The sequence below is a fragment of the Parabacteroides sp. AF18-52 genome (assembly GCF_003479145.1).
Lineage (GTDB): Bacteria > Bacteroidota > Bacteroidia > Bacteroidales > Tannerellaceae > Parabacteroides > Parabacteroides faecis.
Genome location: NZ_QUGR01000015.1, coordinates 49,930 through 64,138, shown reverse-complemented (window position 1 = coordinate 64,138; position 14,209 = coordinate 49,930). Strand labels below are relative to the sequence as shown.

Annotated in this window: 12 protein-coding genes; 7 read left to right on the top strand and 5 right to left on the bottom strand. The window is 41.1% G+C overall.

The features are described 5' to 3' along the window. Positions 1–128: 128 nt before the first annotated feature. The 3 genes from pheT to DWX23_RS19730 all read left to right on the top strand — a co-directional run bounded on the left by pheT (position 129) and on the right by DWX23_RS19730 (position 4,362). Positions 129–2,591, top strand: coding sequence for a phenylalanine--tRNA ligase subunit beta (gene pheT / locus DWX23_RS19740; protein ID WP_122375724.1), 2,463 nt, complete (start codon positions 129–131; stop codon positions 2,589–2,591). A 35-nt stretch (positions 2,592–2,626) separates the two neighbouring features. Then, positions 2,627–3,361 (top strand): YebC/PmpR family DNA-binding transcriptional regulator, encoded by a 735-nt coding sequence (locus DWX23_RS19735; protein WP_122375723.1) that lies wholly within the window; start codon positions 2,627–2,629, stop codon positions 3,359–3,361. 260 nt (positions 3,362–3,621) lie between these two features. Then, positions 3,622–4,362, top strand: a complete 741-nt coding sequence (locus DWX23_RS19730) for a hypothetical protein (RefSeq protein ID WP_122356200.1) — start codon at positions 3,622–3,624, stop codon at positions 4,360–4,362. A 19-nt stretch (positions 4,363–4,381) separates the two neighbouring features. Here the strand turns inward: DWX23_RS19730 and DWX23_RS19725 are convergent, their stop codons facing one another. The 3 genes from DWX23_RS19725 to DWX23_RS19715 all read right to left on the bottom strand — a co-directional run bounded on the left by DWX23_RS19725 (position 4,382) and on the right by DWX23_RS19715 (position 7,513). Continuing rightward, positions 4,382–5,428 carry a 6-bladed beta-propeller gene (locus DWX23_RS19725; RefSeq protein WP_122375747.1) on the bottom strand — a complete coding sequence of 349 codons (1,047 nt, stop codon included), beginning with the start codon at positions 5,426–5,428 and terminating at the stop codon, positions 4,382–4,384. Between the two features lie 107 nt (positions 5,429–5,535). Further along, positions 5,536–6,300 (bottom strand): peroxide stress protein YaaA, encoded by a 765-nt coding sequence (yaaA, locus tag DWX23_RS19720; RefSeq protein WP_122356202.1) that lies wholly within the window; start codon positions 6,298–6,300, stop codon positions 5,536–5,538. A gap of 16 nt (positions 6,301–6,316) precedes the next feature. After that, complete coding sequence (locus DWX23_RS19715) at positions 6,317–7,513, bottom strand: peroxiredoxin (protein ID WP_122375722.1); 1,197 nt, start codon at positions 7,511–7,513, stop codon at positions 6,317–6,319. Between the two features lie 1,034 nt (positions 7,514–8,547). Between DWX23_RS19715 and DWX23_RS19710 the strand changes: the two genes are divergently transcribed. From DWX23_RS19710 to DWX23_RS19700, 3 genes are all read left to right on the top strand, one after another. Next, a complete protein-coding gene (locus tag DWX23_RS19710) occupies positions 8,548–10,599 on the top strand; it encodes a DUF4595 domain-containing protein (RefSeq protein WP_122375721.1) in 2,052 nt (683 codons plus the stop codon). 181 nt (positions 10,600–10,780) lie between these two features. Beyond that, positions 10,781–11,845, top strand: a complete 1,065-nt coding sequence (locus tag DWX23_RS19705) for a YhcG family protein (RefSeq protein WP_199673349.1) — start codon at positions 10,781–10,783, stop codon at positions 11,843–11,845. A 14-nt stretch (positions 11,846–11,859) separates the two neighbouring features. Further along, positions 11,860–12,375, top strand: coding sequence for a phospholipase D-like domain-containing protein (locus DWX23_RS19700; RefSeq protein WP_122375719.1), 516 nt, complete (start codon positions 11,860–11,862; stop codon positions 12,373–12,375). A 54-nt stretch (positions 12,376–12,429) separates the two neighbouring features. Here DWX23_RS19700 and DWX23_RS19695 read toward each other — a convergent pair whose 3' ends face one another. Beyond that, complete coding sequence (locus tag DWX23_RS19695; protein WP_122375718.1) at positions 12,430–12,804, bottom strand: lipocalin family protein; 375 nt, start codon at positions 12,802–12,804, stop codon at positions 12,430–12,432. Positions 12,805–12,954: 150 nt separating this feature from the next. On the opposite strand from DWX23_RS19695, the gene DWX23_RS19690 reads away from it, so the two are divergent. Then, positions 12,955–13,740 carry an ADP-ribosylglycohydrolase family protein gene (locus DWX23_RS19690; RefSeq protein WP_122375717.1) on the top strand — a complete coding sequence of 262 codons (786 nt, stop codon included), beginning with the start codon at positions 12,955–12,957 and terminating at the stop codon, positions 13,738–13,740. A 21-nt stretch (positions 13,741–13,761) separates the two neighbouring features. On the opposite strand, the gene DWX23_RS19685 is transcribed toward DWX23_RS19690, so the two are convergent. Continuing rightward, positions 13,762–14,139 carry a 4-fold beta flower protein gene (locus DWX23_RS19685; protein ID WP_122375716.1) on the bottom strand — a complete coding sequence of 126 codons (378 nt, stop codon included), beginning with the start codon at positions 14,137–14,139 and terminating at the stop codon, positions 13,762–13,764. Positions 14,140–14,209: the final 70 nt, after the last annotated feature.

The following is a 14,209-nucleotide window of genomic DNA, read 5'->3' as shown; positions in this document are numbered from 1 at the left end:
ACAATGCAAGAATAAAGTCTGTGCACGTTTTGAATAATAGTTCTATTATTTGTACTTTTGCCAGTCAAATTGGCGTTAGCGGAAAAACCGCAGATGCAAAGTAGCGTGATTGAATAAATTTTAGAACAATGAATATATCTTACAACTGGCTGAAAGAGTATCTTGATTTCGACTTGCAGCCCGAAGAAGTATCAGCAGCACTAACCTCTATCGGTTTGGAAACCGGGGGAGTAGAAGAAGTTCAAACTATCAAAGGTGGCCTGGAAGGACTGGTTATCGGTGAAGTCCTGACCTGTGTGGAACACCCGAATTCAGATCACCTGCATATTACTACAGTAAATGTAGGCGGTGAAGAACCTTTGCAGATCGTTTGTGGCGCACCTAATGTCGCAGCAGGCCAGAAAGTGGTTGTCGCTGTGAACGGTACGAAACTCTATGACGGTGACGAAGTCTTTACGATCAAACGGTCGAAGATTCGCGGCGTCGAGTCTAACGGAATGATCTGTGCGGAAGACGAGATCGGTATCGGGACAGACCATGCCGGTATTATCGTATTGCCTGCTGATGCAGTTGTAGGAACTCCGGCCAAGGAGTATTATAATGTAAAGAGCGACTACGTGCTGGAAGTGGATATCACTCCGAACCGTGTGGACGGAACTTCTCATTTCGGTGTAGCCCGCGACCTGGCCGCTTACCTGAAACAGAACGGTAAGCCGACAGAACTGAAACGCCCGTCGGTGGACGCTTTCAAGATCGACGATGAAACTCCGGCTATCGAAGTGACCGTTGAAAATACGGAAGCCTGTCCGCGTTACTCCGGTGTGACGATCAAAGGCGTAACGGTAAAAGAAAGTCCGGAATGGTTGAAAAACCGTTTGACTATAATCGGTCTGCGTCCTATTAATAATGTAGTGGACGTGACTAACTTTGTATTGCATGAAATGGGGCAGCCTCTGCACTCGTTCGATGCTGGTAAAGTAAAAGGAAACAAAGTGATTGTGAAAACACAGCCGGAAGGAACGAAGTTCGTTACCCTGGACGGTGTTGAACGTACGTTGACCGATCATGATCTGATGATCTGTAACACGGAAGACGCGATGTGTATCGGTGGTGTGTTCGGTGGCCTGGATTCAGGTGTGACGGAACAGACTACGGATGTGTTCCTGGAATCGGCTTGTTTCCATCCGACATGGATCCGTAAGACGGCTCGTCGTTTCGGTTTGAATACCGATGCTTCTTTCCGTTTCGAACGTGGTCTGGATGCAAACAATACCATTTATGTATTGAAGCGTGCCGCTCTGTTGATCCAGGAAGTAGCTGGCGGTAAGATTACCGGTGCTATCCAGGATGTTTATCCGAGTCCGATGCTGCCTTATACGGTAGAACTGACTTATAACAAGATCAATGCCCTGATCGGTAAGGATATTCCGGTGGAAACGGTTAAAAGTATTCTGGAAAGCCTGGAAATGGAAATCGTTTCAGAGACTGAAGAAGGTCTGACTATCCATGTTCCGGTTTACCGTATCGACGTACAGCGTGATGTCGATGTGATAGAAGATATCCTTCGTATCTACGGATATAATAATATAGAGTTCAGTGAGAATGTAAAATCGAACTTGAGCTACAAGACTGCTACTGACCGTGGTTACCAGTTGCAGAACCTGATATCAGAACAGCTCTGCGGTTCGGGTTTCAATGAAATCATGAACAATTCGCTGACTCGTTCCGCTTATTACGATGAACTGACTACTTATCCGGTTTCTCATTGCGTCATGCTGATGAACCCGTTAAGTGCAGACCTGAACGGTATGCGTCAGACGTTGTTGTTCGGCGGTCTGGAAAGCATCGAACACAATGCGAAACGTAAGAACGGCAATATCCGTTTCTTCGAATTCGGAAACTGTTACGATTATAATGTTGAAAAGAAACGCGAAGACGCAACTTTAGCTGAATTCTCGGAAGACTATCGCCTGGGATTATGGGTTTGCGGTAACCGTGTAGAGAACAGTTGGGCACATGCCGACGAGAAATCCAGCGTATACGAACTGAAGGCTTACGTTGAAAATATCCTGGCACGCCTGGGTGTCGACAGAAAGAAAGTGATCTTCGGAAACCTGAGCAACGATATCTATTCGTCAGGTATCAGCATCACGACCGGTTCAGGACGTGAGTTGGGTACTTTCGGTATTGTCAGCCGTAAGATATGCAAGTCTATGGATATCGACTTTGACGTATATTTTGCCGAATTATCCTGGACACTGCTGATGAAAGAAACGAAGAAGAGCAAGGTTACTTTCTCTGAGATATCTAAGTTCCCGGCAGTAAAACGTGACCTGGCGTTGTTGCTTGACAAATCGGTACAATTTGCCGAAATCGAGAAGATTGCCCGCGACAGCGAACGCAAGCTTCTGAAGGATATCTCCCTGTTCGACGTTTACGAAGGCAAGAACCTGCCGGCAGGAAAGAAATCGTATGCCGTAAGTTTCTACTTGCAGGATGAGACAAAGACATTGAACGACAAACAAATCGATGCGATCATGCAGAAGATCCGGAAGAATCTGGAAGACAAACTGGGCGCATCATTGAGATAATGATTCATTTATAACAATAAAAACATTCATATAATATGGGAAGAGCGTTTGAGTTCCGTAAAGCAAGAAAATTTAAACGTTGGGGTAATATGGCCCGCGTATTCACGAAACTGGGTAAGGAAATCACTATTGCGGCGAAAGCCGGCGGTCCTGATCCGGAAAACAATCCCCACTTGCGCGCTTTGATGCAGAACGCCAAGAAGGAGAACATGCCGAAGGACAATGTAGAACGTGCCATTAAGCGTGCTGTAGAAAAAGACTTCACCGGTTATAAGGAAATGAACTATGAAGGATACGGCCCGTATGGTATCGCTATCTTCGTGGAAACAGCGACAGACAATACAACCCGTACGGTTGCTAATGTGCGCAGCTACTTCAACAAACACGGTGGTTCGCTGGGTACAAGCGGTAGCCTTGAATTCCTGTTCGACCATAAGTGTGTATTCCATATTGCCAAGAAGGAAGGTATTTCGCTGGAAGACCTGGAACTCGAACTGATCGACTATGGTGTGGATGAAGTGGATGAGGACGAAGAAGAAGTAATTATCTACGGTGAATTTGCACAGAACTCGGCTATCCAGAAATATCTGGAAGAGAACGGTTTTGAGATCACAAGCAGCGAGTTTGTCCGTATCCCGAACGACTTGAAAGAAGTAACGCCTGAGCAGCGTGAAGCTTTGGACAAGCTGATCGAGAAGCTGGAAGACGACGACGACGTACAGAACGTTTTCCACAATATCAAGGAAGACGATAGCGAAGACGAAGAATAATTCTACCCCCGAAAGGTGAGTCGCCATCGTCTGTATCCGGAGATGCAGAGGGCGCATAACATATGCAGAGTTTCGCAGTATTATTTAATTATTAATTGAATAGTCTGCGAAACTCTGCTTTTTTTATGTATTATACCTCCCCGGATCGTTTTTACACATACTTTTTTTCATATCATTTACTTTTTTTGTACTTTCGCGCCGAACTTATATATATATTTTCATTAGACTCTGAACTAGTATTTTTATTAAACTCTATCAGTATGAAAAAGGTAATTTTTCTTTGGGCATTCGTATGCCTGAGCGTATTGTGTAACCAGGTTTCCGCTCAGAAGGAACTGGGAATTTTCAACTCTCTTTCAGTAGGTGTAAGTGCTGGTACGACAGGTATCGGCGTTGATGTGGCAACTCCTGTTACACCTCATTTTGCTATTCGCGGTGGTGTTTCTTTCATGCCGGGTATTCATATTAATACAGATGCGGATGTGAACCTGTCGGATCCGGAACTGGGTGAAAAAACATCTACCCTTGACCTGAGAGGTACTACGAAACGTGCTTCCGGCGAATTGTTGGTCAATTATTATCCGTTCCTGAGCTCTTCTTTCTTTGTGACTGCCGGTGCTTATTTCGGTGGTAAGGAGATGATAAAAATCGACGGGCACAGTGATGAACTGGCTGAATACATACAGAATGGCGGTGATGCAAATATCGTTATCGGCGACCAGACGATCGCAGTCGATAAGAACGGTAATGTGTCTGGCGGCCTTAAAGTATCGGGATTCCGTCCTTATATCGGTCTGGGATTCGGACGTGCAGTGCCTAAGAAACGTATCGGCGTGCAGTTTGAATTGGGTGTACAGTTCCATGGCTCACCTAAACTTTACACAAGTTCCGGTGATCTGGGCAGCGCGTTGACCGATAGCGACGACAGCTTCTCAAAGATCATGGATAAGCTGACTGTTTATCCGGTCATGAAAGTCCGTTTCTGCGGCAGATTGTTCTAATTAAAAAGTAGTTATTCTTTTATGCTTTCATCCGGACAATGAACAGAACGGGGTTATCCTCTTCTGTACGGTCCGGAAAAGTATTTTTCACTTCTTCCCCCGAACGGCAGTAACAGAAAGAACTGTTGTAAACATCCAGTGCCTGCAAGTCGGGAACTCTTCCCGTATGATAGAAATTATCTTCAAAACCTCCTGTTACATTATAAGCATATTCTTCGCGGCGGTCATAACAGAACGTGTAATTCTGTTCCTCGTCGGCAGCATTCGAATAGGTGGAAACCAGGTAACGTCCGGCTATACACAGAGGCAGGATCGAGGAATATTCATCATGGATATTCAGTTGGTTCCGGCTGATCAGGTAAAGCGTGTCGGCGAGTAGTTCGTCCGGCTGCGTGGAGGGCGAATAGGCATACACATTTCCGTCGGCAACGGACAACTCCGTGGAGAAACAGGCACCGAGATAGAAACGTCCCAGGTCGGCAGCCGTCAGTTTACGGGCATCCTGCAGGTTGAGTGTCGTGTCGAATTTATAGAGCCATTGGTCCATGCACTGTTTATTGGCATCTTCTTTGGAAGGCGACAATGCCTGTGCCGTTATCCAGATATGGCGATCGTAATACATCAGGCGGGTAGGGGCTTTCAGCGGGTTGATACCGGCAAGGCTTTTCCTTTCCAGTAACGCCCCGTCGTAATCATAATAATAGACGTTTTCCTTGTTATCCATAACAATCAGTTGTTTTTCGAGCGGGTCGATGACATAGTCGGCAACAGGAAAATGCTGGTTGCTGGTGATGCGGTTGATGAACTTGCCGGAGCAGTCGAAATGGTAAAGCTGGCCGTCGCTTACCAGAAACAGTTCATTCCTGTCGCGTTTGATCTGTGTGGCATATTTCAACCGGCAGTCCGATTTTGTTTCCAGGGGAACAGCTATCACCTCCTCGGCAATATCCGACAGGGAACCTTTGTCGGTACTCTTCACCAACATACCTTCGCTAATAATCCGGTAACCTTCATTTATATAGATTATACTAACGAGCAAAAGCAACAGTAAACAGGTCTTTTTCATTTCATAATTCATTTAAAAGAGGAACGTAAATATAACGTTTTTATCTTTCGATTATTGAGTGGAAGGTCGATTTCTTTTGTACTGGAGATAATAATATATAATCCCCTTTAGCTTTGCAGGAAAACCCAGTTGTCTCCATCTGACAAACTTTCATTGTAGGTAAAACCTTCCCAGGAGAAATCTTTGAGAGCTTCGGGGTCGGTGATCCGGTTTTTCAGAATGTACCGGGTCATTTGTCCGCGTGCCATTTTCGTATAGATCACGATGGTCTGTATTTTTCCGTTTTTCCATACCTTGAACTCCGGCGTGATGATGCGGACGGCTTTCTCCACCTCTTTCCAGTTGTATGCCCCCTGGATTTCCTGGCTGGCAAGATTCATCAGGATGTTGCCGTTCTTTTTCACTTCATCGATCAGCAACTCGGTCTGACGCGGACGCCAGTAATTATACATATTCCCTTCACCCAGTTCCGGCAGTTTCACTTCATATTCCATCCGGTAAGGTTTGATCAGGTCGAGCGGGCGCAGTAGTCCGTAGCAGATAGATGCGATCCGCAGATGCTCGTCGGCATACAGGAAATCATCTTCCGAAAAGTCCTTCGGGTTGATATTTTTGAAGACAACTCCGGTATATGCCAGCAATGCTTGCAGGGGATGTACTTCTTCCGTATGGAACTCCTGAAACCGGTTGTAATTTTCCAGTGCCAGCTTAGGATTTAATTTCAATATCTTTTTCAGCTCATCCGACGAGAACTGTGCCATATTCAAGGCTATTTCTTTCGCTTCCTGTGCAAAACGGGGCATTGTCCCTGCGGGGGCCTTTATTTTAGAGGTGCCGGTCATCGTTTTTGCCGACGTGAGGATGATTAGCATATTTCTTTATCTGAATTTATTTTTTACTTAGTTTCTCATTTAATAGGTCACTTAGGGGCTGGTAGATCTCGTTGTAACCTCTGTATAACGTTTTACCTTCCGGCGAAATAACCATCAGGATCGGAACTCCGTTGAAGTAGTATTCTTCTTTAATAAACTTATTGTTTTCCTGTGAGGTATAGACGGTGTGCCACGGCTGGTCGAATAGAGGTTGTGTTTCAGGACTCTCCTTTAATATTTCCGGAAGATTATCGTCTTTGGTAAACCCGATCACTTCAAAACCTTTATTGTGATATTCCTTATATAGCTCCAGCAGGCGAGGGTGTAACCATATCGTACCGGGGCAGAGTCCCCAATGATAGATAAGTAAATATTTACCTCGGTAGTCGGAAAGGGATACTTTATTTCCGTTATTATCCGTGACAGTAAAATCCGGGGGCATATTGCCAGGCTCGATATTTTCTTTCACCTTTAGCATTCTGGCTAATATTTTTCCAGTTGTTGATGCAAGTATTTCAGGAGTAAAGCGTGAAAAGCGTTCTTTGAATTCCGGAAAGCTGACATCGGAAAGTCTATTCAGATATTCTAGGGCTGCATATTCGCTGTCATTAATCGTATAGCGAAATACTTTGGTAATTTCCTTCAACTCTTGTGAACGGCAATTTGTGTATGCTCTATTATAGTGCATAATAGAATCAGAATAAGCCTTGTCTGTATTTTGCAAATTGATATAATAAATCATTTTGCGATATATCTTATTCCTTTCGATAGTCATGCTGTCTTCTAATTCGATGATGCGATTCAACCGGGGATCATTATAAAGACCTCCCTGCTTGTGTAAAGCCGGAAAGAATTCCGTATTACCTGTCAATTGTATTTGGTCGCCGGGACGGGCATAAAGTTGGCATCCTCTGTTACAAGACTCTAGCCGTTGGGTATACTTCGGGTGATGTTCAACGATGATATTTGATGTCTGGCTGATCATATCATTAAAAGAAAAAGAGCCGTCTTTCAAAATAATAAGCGTATCGCTCATAACCTCCTCCCAGTCGGGTATGGAATACTGGACGAAAAGAATTGTATCTCCGGCTAGCAAACCTTCGACTTGTGCATCTATATGTAATCCTTTGTCATTCTTTGGTGAGCATGAAAATAAAAATGTGAGGCTTAGTATAATGAAGCCCTCTAGTTTCATCTTATGAATATTCTTCATCTCGTATTTTATTATAGCTTTAACAAAGATAATGGTTTTACAGGAAGCACAAACTCCTTAGACTTGAATATTTAGTTTTAGATATTTGATAAACGACTATTGATCTCTGATGTTTTTTGTCTTTTAGCATGCACGAAATTAATTTTATGCTTGCGAAAAAGAAAACTTATCATTATCTTTCGCATTAAATAACAAGGGCTTAAAACTTAAATCTATTGCTTATGTGTGTTAAATATGCGTTCAATAAGAACCCGCTGAACCGTGAGATAGGGGAAACAAGACTCCGAAAGACATCACCAACTCTAAACAAATCCGTGCTGAATCGATCCGTTTCAATAATGTTGTCTATTGTGCTTCACCCGAGCTGAAACATAAGCTGAAGGTTATACTGCTTGTTCGCGCTGTACTTCCCAAGCGAAAAGAGATGACGGAGAAGGAACCGTTGGAAAATATCTTTTCCAAATTGAAAGAAGAACGCTTGGTTTCTTCCACCTATTGTATGTTGTTTTAACCATTGCAGCTATTATCAGGTATTGATGGATTTGAAAAGCTGAACGAGCAGGGGGAAATAATCTGGCTGAGGAGGAGAAAAAAGAAGTGTTATATGCTAAGGGATAATTGGTTGACGGGAATAAGGAATGAAGAAAAGATAAAAGAATAGAGTTTCTGCGTACCGTTTTTGTTAAAGTAGCATTACAACTCAGAAGAAAAATAAACAGCTCACAGGGCGTTTCTGTGTTAAACATTTTATATATTTGTTCCGGCAAAGGATTTATTTCCTGGGCTGACATAAATTTTATAGAAGCGTTTAGCTTATTCCTTATCAAAGAAATCTGGACAATTTCTTATCAAAGTGGAGTAATTTGAAACGTTCATCCTTGTTGTATATGTATTTCATATATGATAAAGGTGTGAGCTGTTTTTTTATCTCTTTGGTAGGGCAGTCCAGAGCCTCTTTGATAGGATAAACTAACAGGCTCACACTTCTTTTCTATACTGACACTCCGGGCCTCGGTGTTACGAATACTAGTATTATGAAACACATGTTACACAAGTGGATTATTCCTATCGTTTTGTTTATCGGGTTTATTGTGGCATTTCCTTTGACGGCGTTATCTCAGAAGACGTTGAGGCTGGATTTGAAGAAAGAAATAGGATATGAATATCCTATAGTATCATCTTTAAAAAGTTCTCAGAAAATGGTTAGTCAATTAATCGTTTATAGAAAATCTAACAATGAAAAGTTACAAACTCTTCAGTTTAAATATGATAATCAAGGGAAGGTCGCAGAAATAAAGGGGTTCGGAATTACTGAAGCGGTTACAGGGGTGGAATGTGGACATCTTTTTTTTGAACGTTCAGGGAATAACTTAACTTTAAGTGGTTATGCTTTAGATGAACAAGGAACTGTAATATCTCCTAAATTAGATGTTGTAAATTGTACTTTGAATGAGATGGGTTATATTATTAAGGAACAAGAAATAGGAGATGATTCTTACTTAACTTTTGAATATGATGAAAATGGATATACTCAATCTTATACGTATCATTCTGGTACTTATACATCATCACAAGATTATACGTGGGAAGATGGTAATATCCAAAATGGAAATGGAGGAAGTGACGAATATTATATTTATACCAATGTTATAAATAAGAGTAATATAGATTTGAGCAAAATATTAGATGTTCAGACATTTCAGGAAGATGTTTGGTGGTTTGCAGTTGCTGGTTTTAAAGGTAATCCGAATAAAAACTTGTTACAAGGAATTAAAAAGAACAATTCTGCTACTCCTTATTATACCTATAAATATCAATTTGATGAAAATGGATATGTGATTAGAATAGAAAGTGTTTTTGGAAATGATGAATCAAAAGGTAATTATTATATTATATCTTATGATGGGGATATCTCTCCCGATCCAACCCCAGACAACAAGCCAACCACCGAGGACGAACTTGGAGGTGCTATTGATAACGCTCCGGAAGGTACCGAAGATAGTCCTACTGAAATATTTATCCCCAGCGGCGGTATAACTTTACATAAACCTTTGAACGTTTATAAACATATCCGTTTGAAAGGTGGCTCATTAATAAGAGGGAACGATAACCCGTATGCCATGCTCCGTATCCATTCCGGCTATTCTTTGGAATTGGATGATATAACGATCGATGGTAACGGAGTTTCCTTAAAAGATGGTTCGCTGATTGTGTATGGTAAACTGAAACTAAAAGACGGTGTTACAATAAAGAATTGTAAAAGAATTGAAGCCGATACCCCTTCCGGTGCTGTTTGTATTGCTAAAGGTGGTGAACTGACAATGGATGGAGGAACAATTACCGGTAATATCGGTGCTTATGGAAGTGCAGTTTATAATGAAGGTATATTTACCATGACCGATGGTGAAATTTCATCCAATACCGGTCAGATTGGAGCTGTGGCGAATAATGGCGGTGGTCAGTTCATTATGACTGGCGGCAAAATATCTTCAAACAAAGTGACGGATGGCTGTGGGGGCGTCTTTGTCAGTGAGCATTGCTTTTTCCGTATGACTGGTGGTGAGATTTCCGGAAATGAAGATTGTGCCCTTTACACCTGGGCGAATTTACAAATCGGCGGACAGGCAAAAGTGGATGGATTGACTTTAATGAATGACGGAAATCGTCTGTTGGTCAATCCTTCTTTACGAAACAACTGGCAGATTAGTTATGTGGAAACACCTCCTGTCGGAACAATTGTTGCTGTCGGTTATAATGGCTATCAGTTGGCTGATAGTGATTTACAAAAAGTGATATATTATAATAATGTGTCTCAGTTAAAACTTGCCGGTAATAGTATAGTTACTTATCAAACAGAAACTAACGTAAATAAAATAAATACCGATAAATTCCGTCTCTCAGTTTTTGGTAACCAAGTAAAAGTGGAAGGGCTTCTTGCTTATACCCGTTTTATAATCTATGAAATTAGAGGAAGAGCAGTAGTTTCACATATTACTGATGGAAATGGTCAGTATTGCTTCTCGTTGGAGAATGGCATTTATCTGCTGACCTGTAAAGATCAGAAAAGGAAGTTTCTTGTTAAGTAAATCTTCTTTAGGGAATATTGATAATAAATTGTAAACTTGTTGTGTACTTGCCTACTATTTAGGTAAGTACACAACAAGTTTTTCTTAAATCTATGTTGAAAACAGATAAACTCTCTTCCCTACTGTAAATCAAGTAGCAAACTTTATTACCTTTGTGTAACCCCTTCTAATTTGAAGTAAAATGAAAAATATAGAAATGATTTTACCCGAAGAGAATAGTTTGTATACGGACGTTTGTAAGATAATTGACAACAGGCGTATCCGGGTGGCGACTTATCTGAATACGGAAATATGTTTGATAAACTGGCATGTTGGTAAACGGATTAAAGAGGATGTGCTTTATAATCAACGTGCAGATTATGGAAAACAAATTGTGAAGCAATTAGCTAAACGTCTGACAGAAAAATATGGTAACGGTTGGGGGGATCGTAAACTTTTACATTGTATACGCGCTGCGTATATTTTTTCAGAAGAAGAGATTGTATACGCAACGCGTATACAATTGACATGGACTCATTTGCGTTCATTAATGTTTATTGAAGATAAACTTGCCCGATCTTTTTATATGGAAATGTGTCATATTGAACATTGGGATACTCGAACATTGGATCAAAAGATAGATGGACAGTTGTATGAGCGAACTGCCATCAGCAGAAAACCTGAAAATGTGATAAAGAAAGAATTAGCATATGTAAAAGATACAAACCAACTTCTTCCAGATTTGGTGTTTCGTAGTAGTTATTTTCTTGATATGCTCGGTTTGTCTGATTGCTTTTCTGAGAAAGATTTGGAATCGGCTATTATTACACAAATGCAGCAGTTTATTAATGAGTTAGGTTCTGATTTCGCTTTTTTAAGTCGTCAAAAACGTATCACAGTGGATGCTGTAGATTATTATATCGATCTACTTTTTTTTCATCGTGGGCTTCGTAGATTAGTAGCCATTGACTTGAAACTTGGAAAATTTAAACCAGAGTATGAAGGACAAATGCTGCTCTATCTTCGTTATCTAAACAAAAATGAACGAAAAGAATATGAAGAATCTCCTATAGGTCTTATTCTATGTTCTGAAGGAAATACAGAGCATATTGAGTATTTGATGCTAGATGAAGAAAGTCCAATTAAAGTTGCACAATATTATACTCAACTGCCCGATAAGAATTTGTTGTCTGAAAAATTGCAACGTGCTGTTGCTATAGCTAAAGCACATTATACCGAAAGAGAACTTGACAGAAAAGATAAATAATAAAGATATATTCTATGCTCCAATACATCAAAAACGAACAACATTACTCTTTCCTGATTGAAGCTATCCGGCAGGCGAAGCGGACGGTTTGGATCGGGACGGCTGATATAAAAGATCTTTACATCAAAGAAGGAAAAGATGCTGTCCCTTTACTTAAACTGTTGGAGCAAAAGGTCAGGGAAGGTGTCGAAGTACGTTTGATCCATGCAAAGGAACCGGGGCAGAACTTCCGTGATGACTTCGATAAATATCCTTTGCTTTGGAGCCGTATGGAACGCGTACTTTGTCCTCGTGTTCATTTTAAGCTATTGATATTCGATTTGAAGCAGGTCTACATCGGATCGGCAAACTTAACGGGAGCCGCCTTAGGAATGAAAGGAAAAGATAACCGTAACTTCGAGGCAGGAGTTTTTACCTCGGTGGAAGAGCTGGTGACGGAAGCCGTCGAACAGTTCGATGAGCTTTGGATGGGGATTCCCTGTAAGACCTGTAAACGGAAGAAATATTGTTCGGACAGGATTATGGCATGATTGAAGATACCCATTGCCTATAAACCTATTCTATCTATAGGCAATGGCTTTTCTTTATTTTTTTGAATATGTTCTGGTATAATTGTCTCTGGTGAGAGTCAGTGAGTTTTCGGTTATCTTGTCGATCTTTAATGTGTCGGCGAATGAGAGCGTTTGTCCGTTACCGATACTTTTCCCCTGAAGGACCAGGGCATCTGTATTATCCACTTTAATGGTCTCCCACTTCTCATAAACCAGTGTCGCCATATTGATGGAAGAAGCAAGTCCGTCGTCTTTCAGTTCGAAACCTTCCATCTGTTCGGGCATTCCGTTGATCGGGGCTATCCAGGAACCTTTTAATTGGTTTGTAAGATTACTGTTTCCGCTGCAAGCAATAAATACCAGTGTGGTAATAGGCAATAAGAGACCACACAAAATAGTTTTTTTCATATTAAATGCTGTTTTGAATTTGAATAAGTGCACAAATATATCCGAAGGCTTTAAAAAATCGATGATTTGTATAGTTTTTTTAGTATAAGCGAGTCATGTTTGAATATATTTATTATTTTTATGCAATAGAAGAATATTAATTAACATACGATGATAGGTGCAATAGCAGGAGACATTATCGGCTCCGTTTATGAATTCGATAATATAAAGACAATGGATTTTCCGTTGTTTACAGATGAAAGTAATTATACGGACGATACGATCATGACGGTCGCTATAGCTGATTGGTTACTGAATAGGGGAAACCTTGTTGGAATCATGCAGGAGTACGGACGTAAATATCCGTGTCCGATGGGTGGTTATGGTGCTCGTTTCAGCCATTGGCTACAGGAGGAAAAACCGCAACCTTATGACAGTTGGGGGAATGGTTCGGCGATGCGGGTGAGTGCTGTCGGATGGGGATGCATTTCGTTGGTAGAGGCGTTGGTCGTTGCTAAAGGAACTGCTATGGTCTCTCATGACCATCCCGAGGGGATTAAAGGAGCGCAGGCCACTGCTACTGCTGTTTATATGGCACGGGATGGGAATAGTAAGCAGGAGATCAAGCGATCTATTGAATCTCTTTTTTCTTATGATCTGGACCGTACTTGTGACGAGATACGTCCGGACTATCGTTTTGATGTCAGTTGCCAGGGAACGGTTCCCGAAGCAATTATTGCCTTTCTGGAAAGTACGGACTTTGAGAACGCCATCCGCCTGGCCGTCTCATTAGGTGGCGACAGCGATACGCTGGCTTGCATCACCGGAGGAATTGCCGGGGCTTATTATGGTGTACCGGATGATATTCAACAGGAAGTTATGAAACGAATACCACGAGAGTTTCAGGAAATAGTGAAGCGATTAAATGCTAGATCATTAAGTTATCGGAACAGTTGAAGAATTTGTCTTTAGTATTTCTTACTCCGTTTCGTTTTTCTTTAAAGTTATATATCCATTAGCATAATTTCCGATGGTTTTATAATTGCTGTCGAGTATATAACCATTAGAATAATAGCCTAGTGTCTTTTTGTTTTTGTCTAAAATGTAACCATTAGAGCAATAGGCTATTGTTTCTCCTGACTTATTGAGAATGAAACCATTATTGTAAGTATAAGGTGCATTATTCTTGAATATAGCCTTGATATCATTGAGGTCTGCAACCTTGTTTGCTTTACTGTCTGTAATGGTTGTTTCTTTCTTGAAAGAAGAGGCCGTCTGGTTACGCGTTGTATTGCAACATACAATAGTGATTGTACATAAAGGGAAAAGTAATAATAGTAAATCTTTTGTTCTCATGTGTTTATGCTTGTTGGTTATAAGTTTTTCTATGTGTGTAAAGATATGGAATAAGTGAAATAACCATATA

Coding starts and splice junctions, on each gene's coding strand:
- pheT (WP_122375724.1), top strand. CDS start 129: ATGAATATATCTTACAACTGGCTGAAAGAGTATCTTGATTTCGACTTG.
- DWX23_RS19735 (WP_122375723.1), top strand. CDS start 2,627: ATGGGAAGAGCGTTTGAGTTCCGTAAAGCAAGAAAATTTAAACGTTGG.
- DWX23_RS19730 (WP_122356200.1), top strand. CDS start 3,622: ATGAAAAAGGTAATTTTTCTTTGGGCATTCGTATGCCTGAGCGTATTG.
- DWX23_RS19725 (WP_122375747.1), bottom strand. CDS start 5,428: ATGAAAAAGACCTGTTTACTGTTGCTTTTGCTCGTTAGTATAATCTAT.
- yaaA (WP_122356202.1), bottom strand. CDS start 6,300: ATGCTAATCATCCTCACGTCGGCAAAAACGATGACCGGCACCTCTAAA.
- DWX23_RS19715 (WP_122375722.1), bottom strand. CDS start 7,513: ATGAAGAATATTCATAAGATGAAACTAGAGGGCTTCATTATACTAAGC.
- DWX23_RS19710 (WP_122375721.1), top strand. CDS start 8,548: ATGAAACACATGTTACACAAGTGGATTATTCCTATCGTTTTGTTTATC.
- DWX23_RS19705 (WP_199673349.1), top strand. CDS start 10,781: ATGAAAAATATAGAAATGATTTTACCCGAAGAGAATAGTTTGTATACG.
- DWX23_RS19700 (WP_122375719.1), top strand. CDS start 11,860: ATGCTCCAATACATCAAAAACGAACAACATTACTCTTTCCTGATTGAA.
- DWX23_RS19695 (WP_122375718.1), bottom strand. CDS start 12,804: ATGAAAAAAACTATTTTGTGTGGTCTCTTATTGCCTATTACCACACTG.
- DWX23_RS19690 (WP_122375717.1), top strand. CDS start 12,955: ATGATAGGTGCAATAGCAGGAGACATTATCGGCTCCGTTTATGAATTC.
- DWX23_RS19685 (WP_122375716.1), bottom strand. CDS start 14,139: ATGAGAACAAAAGATTTACTATTATTACTTTTCCCTTTATGTACAATC.